The following is a 6,969-nucleotide window of genomic DNA, read 5'->3' as shown; positions in this document are numbered from 1 at the left end:
CTCCAGGATCGGCAGGCAGGTGGGAACGCCATAGGTCGCGCAGGTCGAGGACAGGATGAAGGTCTCGATCTCGTTCTGGCGCACGGCCTCGAGCAGGGTCAGCGAGCCCACGACATTGTTGGAATAGTATTTGGCGGGATCGGCGACCGATTCGCCCACCGTGGAGCTGGCCGCAAAATGCATCACCGCTTCGGGCTTGTAGTGGGTGATCACCTTGTTGAGAAAGGCGCTGTTGCGGATGTCGCCGACTTCCAGCGGCCCCCATTTGACCGCATCGGCATGGCCCAGAGAGAGATTGTCGACGACGACGGGGTCGTAACCTGCCAGGGCCAGGGCCTTGCAGGCGTGGCTGCCGATGTAGCCGGCGCCACCCGTTACCAGAACACGAGTCATGTTGGTTCCCATACTTGCAGGGCTCAATCGGCCCGGTCCCGTGTATCGGGACTTCTCACTGCGATTGGCCTGTCAGGTGCGTCACTGCTGTTAACCAAGATTTACCCCCAGATCGCCGGTCCGGCTAGCTGGGAATGAGCGGTATCGCCGCACCGAAAGGATAAGGGGTTGCCGGCCCGTCCCCCCTCCCAAAAGATTGAGCCACCCGCTCATTTCGACGGCGGCGATAGGACCGACCTCCCACCGGGCAGGAAGGCCAGCCGCGCCGGCGGGGGCGTGGTGGAACGCCAGGTCGCAGGATGCTTCTAGCCGTAAACCGCTGCACGGAGGGCCTCGGGATAGGCACCGCCGACACCGGCGACCGCCGTGTTGGTGAACATCACCACCGAAAGCCTGCGCGCGGGATCCACGAACCAGCTGTGACCATAGACGCCGCCCCATTGCCAGCATCCGGGCGAGCCGGGCAGGCCGGCAATGGCGGGATCGCGCAGAATCGACCAGCCGAGGCTGAAGCCGCAGCCGGGGTCCTCGATGTCGAGATCGGCGACCGCATCCTCGCTCAGGAGGCGCTGGCTCCCCGGCGAGAGGATCGGTGCCCCGCCGCTGCGGACCGCTTCCAGAAAGGTGAGGAAGTCGCCGGCCGTGCCCACCATGCCGGCGCCGCCGGAGGGGAAGGCCGTGGGGTCGAAAGCACGCTGCGGCGCGAAGGTGAGCCACCAGCCATTGTGGCATACACGCTGGATTTCGCCCATGCGCACCGGCCGGGGCTCGCCATCGGCATAGGCGGTCGCCAGGCGATGGGGCTTGCCGGCCACGAATTCGGTGTCGGCCATGCCGAGCGGCCCGGTGACGCGTTCGGCCACGATCTCGGGCAGGCTCTTGCCCGTGGCTCTTTCCATCAGCCCGCCCAGCACGTCGATCGCCATCGAATAGCGCCAGGCGCTGCCGGGCGCGAAAGCTAGCGGTTGCGCTGCGATCTTTTCGAGATTCTCCGCCATGCCGCGGCCGGGCCGGTCGAGACCGCTGGAGATGTCGGCGGCGTCATCGTAGTCATAGCGCAGGCCGGCCGTGTGGCTGAGGAGATGGCGCACGGTGATGACCGGCTCGCTGCCGTCGGCGAGCTTGGGTCGGAAAGCCGGAAGATGGCGGGTCACAGGGTCGTCGAGCCGGAGCTGCCCGGCCTCGACCAGCGCCAGGGCGGCAGCGGCCACCATTGGCTTGGTCACCGAGGCGAGGCGGAAGATGGTGTCCTCGGCCACCGGCACGCCGGCTTCGCGGTCGGCATGGCCAGCGGCGCGGCGGTAGACGATCTCGCCCGCCTCGGCCACCAGCACTACGGTGCCGACGATGCGCTCCTCGGCGATGGCGGCGTCGATCACGGCATCGAGGCGCCCCGTACGGGCTTGGTCGAGGGTGGGGGAAGGGTGGCCGTGCATGAGGGAAGCTCCGAGCGGGATAGTGCCGGACAATCGGCAACAATCCCGCTTCGTACAAGTCCTTTCCGGAGGGCGCTCCGCGGCGGTCACTCCGCGGCGGTCACTCCGCGGCGGTCACTTGCCGGCCTGGTCGCTCCAATTGGCGTTCTCGCTCCTGCCGTCGAGGAAGGGCAGGGCGGCTGCCGTGAGCTGCGGCGACAAGAAGATATCGTAGTGGGTCAGGCCCGGCAGGATGGCGAGGCGGTTCTTGGCCATGTGCTCGCGCTGCCAGCCGGCATCACGCAGGCCACCGCCGAGCAGCTGGTAGAATTTGACCACATGCTCGGGACGATACATGTCGCTGTCGCCGAAGATCAGCATCACCGGCATGGTCAGCTTCGGCACGTCGGACGTCCAGTCATAGGGCTTGCGCATCAGCGCGCCCATGGCGTCGAGCAGGCGCGGGAATTCGGTCGGATCGGGCGCGACCTTGACATAGGACTGGTACATCGGCGTGGCCTTCATCATCTCGGCCATGCCGGCGCCGACCTGAGCCTGCATCGGCAGCATTTCGGGATAGAAGCCGTCCTGGGCAAAGCCTGCGGAGACCAGCACGAGCCGGCGCACCTTGTCGGGATGCTGGGCCGCGAGTTGGAAGGCGACGCCACCGCCCATGGAATAGCCGAAGACATCGACCTGGCTGTAGCCGAGCTTGGCAAGGATCTGGCCCATATCGTCGCCCATGGCCTTGAGGTCGATCGGGCGCGAGCCGAGCGGCGTGCGGCCATGGCCCTGGAGATCGACGGCGATGATCTGGCGGTGGGCCGTGAACACCGGCATGACGGGCTGGAACATGTCGATCGAGCCGAGGCCGCCATGCAGGAGGAGGAGCGGTTCGCCGCTGCCCCGTATCTCGTAGTAATAATTCACGCCGCCGGCCTCGACATGACCACTCTTGGCCGGGACCTTGTCGTTCGTAGCTGCCTGCGCAGCCGTCGCAGCGCCTGCTGTAGCGGCCAGGCTGCCGGCGCCGATCACCAGGGCGGCCAGCAGGGATTTGAGGATCGAGGCTCTCGGCATGGTTCGTCACTCCTGTCTCGACGAATAGGGCGATGGTTCCGATTTTGCGCCGCGCGAGCCGTTCTTCGCTCGTGGGGTGTCGGGCAGAGGACGCCGGCAGGCATGCCTAGCCGACATCGGACGAGCAATTTTTTTACATGAACGGGCTGGCCGGCCGGGGCGGAAGCAAGGGGCGAGTCGATTTGCGACGGACTGTGGCGATTTTGCTCTATCGAAGGAACGACAAGCGGTGTTATAAATCCGTACAAGATGCTAACTGTATGGCTCTGTTGAATTTTTTGTTTCCGATCCGGTTAAGTGAAATAGCCGGCTCGAAGCAAGGCGAGCGGCTTGGTCAAGACCAAAATTCGTGTGATGCAGGCCGCTGACGCAGGCCGGTGTTTCACGTTGATCTCACGCCGAACGCAGACAGTGCCGCGGGAACGTGCCTGGGCCGGGGAACAAGGTAGGTCGACATGATGGATGATATCGATGACCTCGAGGGCAAGAGCGGAGCGATCGAAGCACCGGTGCTGACCAGCCTGCTGCGCCTCGCCTCGCCCCCCAGCGGTCGTTTCGTGCTCGCCGAGTTTCATTTCGATGGGGACGCCGTCTTGAAGGTGCCTCTCTCGCCCGAAGCCGCCGAGGCCCTGCACACCGCCCTCGGCCTCTGGCTCGCCACCACCGGGGCACCTCCGCCGGTGCGTCACTAGCACAGACCCTATTCGGTCTCTTGCGGACTTCGGCGCGCCGACCGATGTCCAGGGTATATCGGCTACCGTCAGGCGGGCATTGTGATCTTCTTCCGTGAGGTCGCCTTTGACTCCCCCAACCTCCGGCGCTAAGCAGCCGCGAGCTTTTTGGGAAAAATATCGATCGTGTCCATTCTGTTGCGCCTCGGCACGCGAGGCAGTCCGCTTGCATTGGCGCAGGCCCGGCAGACGCAGGCCCTGCTGGCCGGTCTCCTGGCGATCGCGCCCGAGCGTATCGAGATCCGGGTGATCAAGACCTCCGGCGACATGATCCGTGACCGGCCGCTGTCGGAAGTGGGCGGCAAGGGGCTGTTCACCAAGGAGATCGAGCGGGCGCTGGAAGACGGCGATATCGATATCGGCGTGCATTCATGCAAGGACATGCCGACCGTGCTGCCCGACGGCCTCATGCTCGCGGGTTTCCTGGAACGCGAGGATGTCCGCGATGCGCTGATCGCGCCCGGCATCGCCTCCTTCGCCGAGTTGCCGCAGGGCGCCGTGGTCGGCACGGCGGCGCTTCGGCGCCAGGCCCAGGTCAAACATCTCAGGCCCGATCTCCAGACCGTTTTGTTCCGCGGCAATGTCGAGACGCGCCTGCGCAAGCTTGCCGAGGGGCAGGCCGATGCCACGCTGCTGGCCGTGGCCGGCCTGAAGCGGCTCGGCCTCATCGCCCATGCCAGCGCCATCCTGTCCGAAGAGGATTTCCTGCCGGCCGTCGGCCAGGGCGCCATCTGCCTGGAAACCCGGGCCGATGATGGCGAGACCAACGGCCATGTCGCCGGCATCGACCATCGCGACACCCATCTCGCCGTGAGGCTGGAGCGCGCCTTCCTCGCCGTGCTGGATGGGTCCTGCCGCACGCCGATCGCCGGCCACGCGGTGGTGGAGGGGGATGCCATCCGCTTCCGCGGCCTCATCCTCAAGCCGGACGGCAGCCAGGTGCACGAGGCCCGGCGCAGCGGTAGCGTCGCCGATGCGGAGGCGCTTGGGCGCTCGGCCGGCGAGGAGCTGCGCGCATTGGGCGGCGAAGGATTCTTTGCCGGCTGATTGCCGAAATGGCCCCCCTTGCCGCGCAGACCGCGCGACCGGCGGCTTTTCGGCGGAGGGATGATCATGGCGCGCATACTCGTCACCCGGCCGATCGAGGAGGCAAGGCAGACGGCGCAGGCCCTTGCGCTTCTGGGCCATGAGCCGGTGATCGAGCCGATGCTGGAGATCGTGTTCGGCGGCGATGCCTTGCCGGCGGGGCGCTTCGATGCCCTCATCGTCACCAGCGGCAATGCCCTGGCAGCCCTTTACGAGAGGCCGGAGTTCCATGGGCTGACCGCAACGCCGCTGATCGCGGTGGGGTGTCGCACCGGGGCCGTCGCCCGCGCCATGGGCTTTGAGGATGTCGAGACCTTCGGGCGCGACGTCGCCAGCCTGATCTCCCATGTCCGGCAGGCCTGGCGTGAACCGCATCGGGCTCTCTATCTGGCCGGGGCCGACCGCACTGGCGATCTCGTCGGGGCGTTGGGGGGAATGGGGCACCGCATCGACCTTGCCGTCGTCTACACCGCGCACCAGGCGGCGCGATTCCGGCCAGAGATCGCGGCCGCGCTGGCTCAGGGCAAGTTCGATGGCGTGCTGCATTATTCCGCGCGCACGGCGGAGGCCTTCATCGCCTGCGCCGGTGGCCCCGAGGCTGTGGCGCGCCTGCCGGTGCGGCATCTGTGTCTGTCGCGCAAGGTGGCCGAAGTGATATCGGCCACCGGTGCCGCCGGGGTCGTCTTTCCGGCGCGTCCGGAGGAGGATGCGCTGCTGGCGTTGATCTGAGCGCTTCCCAGGCTCGCGCGCTGGAGTAAGCTGCGATCAGCGGCCCTGGCTCGAATGGAGGTGCTCGGGCAGGATTTCCGGCGGAATCGGGCTTTCGAAGGGCCGGCCACCGGTGCGCCGCTTGAGTTCCGCCTTCGCCCTGGCGATCAGGTCCGGCTTGCTCAGGCAGTCGGCCGCCGTGCTGGCAAGCGCCTTCGCGGCCGCGACCATGCCCTTGTGGGCTGCCGGTTCCAGGCCCTGCGTCACCAATTGCCAGCTGTGGAACGGGGTGCCGATCGCAAAGCAGGCGGTGTGGCACTGTACCGTTGGTGCAATCCAGCTGACATCGCCGACATCCGTGCTGCCCATCTGCACGCTGGCATGCCTGGCCAGGGGCAGGATGCCTTCGTGCAGGCTGTGGGCGGCAAGGGCGGGATCATGCGAGGCCACGCTGGCGGCGATGTCTTCGTCCGACAGGCTGACCCGGCGCAGCCGGTCGGCGAAATCGTGGTCGTCGCCGTCGAAAACCGGGGCGCCGATGCGGACCATGTTGTCGTGCATGGCTTCGAGCAGGGTCTCGTTGGGCACGAGATTGAGCCCGGCATCGGTCACTTGGTAGCTGGTTTGCGTCTCCGTCATCAGAGCGGCGCCTTCGGCGGCCTTCCTGACCCGTTCGAACAGGCGCTTGGCATCGGCGATGTCGGGCGAACGCACCAGATAGAGCACCTCGGCATTGGCCTGCACGACATTGGGCGCGATGCCGCCGCTATTGGTGACGGCGTAGTGGATGCGTGCCTCTGCCGGCATATGTTCGCGCATATAATTGACGGCGATGTTCATCAGCTCCACCGCGTCCAGCGCCGAGCGGCCGAGATGCGGGCTGGCCGCCGCATGCGAGGCGCGGCCGGCGAAGCGGAAATAGCATTGGATGAAGGCGAGGCTGGAAGCAGCCACCACCTCGTTGACGACGCTCGGGTGCCAGCAGAAGGCGACGTCGACATCGTCGAACACGCCGGCTCGCGCCATGAAGCTCTTGCCCGAGCCGCTCTCCTCGGCCGGGCAGCCATAATAGCGCACGCGGCCTTCGATGCCTGCTGCGGCCAGCGCATCCTTCAAGGCCACCGCGGCCAGGGCGGCGCCGGCACCGAGGAGGTTGTGGCCGCAGCCATGGCCAGGGCCGCCGCGCTGCAGCGGCTCGGCTTTCTCGAGGCCTTTGGCCTGGGACAGATCGGGCAGGGCATCATACTCGCCTAGAAAGGCCAGCACCGGGCCGCCCTCGCCATACTCGGCCATGAAGGCGGTCTCGATGCCGCCTGCCTTGCGTGTGATGCGGAAGCCCTCTGCCGCCAGGGCCGCGACATGCTCTTCGCAGGATCGATGCTCCTCGAAAGCAAGCTCGGGTATATGCCAGATGCGGTCGCTCAAGGCGCAAAAGGATTGCGCCTTGGCGTCGACGCGCTCGATGATGTGCTGGAGCGTCAGACGGTCATTCTGCGTCATCTCTGCGCTTCTTCCCTGTCGAGGCGGTTGAACCGCCAATTGTCTTCGATGGCCGT

Annotated in this window: 7 protein-coding genes; 3 read left to right on the top strand and 4 right to left on the bottom strand. The window is 66.5% G+C overall.

All coding sequences use genetic code 11. From position 1 onward, the window contains the following. The 3 genes from ACTJKX_RS34845 to ACTJKX_RS34835 form a co-directional block, all read right to left on the bottom strand. Positions 1–393: NAD-dependent epimerase/dehydratase family protein (locus ACTJKX_RS34845; RefSeq protein WP_440728116.1), on the bottom strand; the 393-nt coding region annotated here is incomplete at its 3' end. Positions 394–698: 305 nt separating this feature from the next. After that, positions 699–1,829, bottom strand: coding sequence for a serine hydrolase domain-containing protein (locus tag ACTJKX_RS34840; protein WP_440728115.1), 1,131 nt, complete (start codon positions 1,827–1,829; stop codon positions 699–701). 114 nt (positions 1,830–1,943) lie between these two features. Further along, positions 1,944–2,888, bottom strand: coding sequence for an alpha/beta fold hydrolase (locus ACTJKX_RS34835; protein WP_440728114.1), 945 nt, complete (start codon positions 2,886–2,888; stop codon positions 1,944–1,946). Positions 2,889–3,343: 455 nt separating this feature from the next. Between ACTJKX_RS34835 and ACTJKX_RS34830 the strand changes: the two genes are divergently transcribed. The 3 genes from ACTJKX_RS34830 (at position 3,344) to ACTJKX_RS34820 (ending at position 5,434) form a co-directional block, all read left to right on the top strand. After that, entirely contained in the window at positions 3,344–3,580 is a 237-nt protein-coding gene (locus ACTJKX_RS34830) for a hypothetical protein (RefSeq protein WP_311939003.1), read from the top strand. Positions 3,581–3,742: 162 nt separating this feature from the next. Next, the gene (gene hemC / locus ACTJKX_RS34825; RefSeq protein ID WP_394312739.1) at positions 3,743–4,666 is read left to right on the top strand and encodes a hydroxymethylbilane synthase; all 924 of its coding nucleotides are present in this window, start codon (positions 3,743–3,745) and stop codon (positions 4,664–4,666) included. A gap of 66 nt (positions 4,667–4,732) precedes the next feature. After that, entirely contained in the window at positions 4,733–5,434 is a 702-nt protein-coding gene (locus ACTJKX_RS34820) for a uroporphyrinogen-III synthase (RefSeq protein WP_440728113.1), read from the top strand. A 36-nt stretch (positions 5,435–5,470) separates the two neighbouring features. On the opposite strand, the gene ACTJKX_RS34815 is transcribed toward ACTJKX_RS34820, so the two are convergent. Continuing rightward, complete coding sequence (locus ACTJKX_RS34815) at positions 5,471–6,913, bottom strand: amidohydrolase (protein WP_440728112.1); 1,443 nt, start codon at positions 6,911–6,913, stop codon at positions 5,471–5,473. Between the last annotated feature and the right edge of the window lie 56 nt (positions 6,914–6,969).

It is taken from the genome of Labrys sp. 22185, from assembly GCF_052045555.1.
In the GTDB taxonomy this organism is placed as follows: Bacteria; Pseudomonadota; Alphaproteobacteria; order Rhizobiales; family Labraceae; genus Labrys; species Labrys neptuniae.
Note: the sequence above shows the minus strand (reverse complement) of the source record. Positions and strands in the feature narration are given on the sequence as shown.

Bases quoted from the DNA above. Each gene is read 5' to 3' on its own strand.
- ACTJKX_RS34820 (WP_440728113.1), top strand. From the start codon at position 4,733: ATGGCGCGCATACTCGTCACCCGGCCGATCGAGGAGGCAAGGCAGACG.
- ACTJKX_RS34835 (WP_440728114.1), bottom strand. From the start codon at position 2,888: ATGCCGAGAGCCTCGATCCTCAAATCCCTGCTGGCCGCCCTGGTGATC.
- ACTJKX_RS34830 (WP_311939003.1), top strand. From the start codon at position 3,344: ATGATGGATGATATCGATGACCTCGAGGGCAAGAGCGGAGCGATCGAA.
- ACTJKX_RS34815 (WP_440728112.1), bottom strand. From the start codon at position 6,913: ATGACGCAGAATGACCGTCTGACGCTCCAGCACATCATCGAGCGCGTC.
- ACTJKX_RS34840 (WP_440728115.1), bottom strand. From the start codon at position 1,829: ATGCACGGCCACCCTTCCCCCACCCTCGACCAAGCCCGTACGGGGCGC.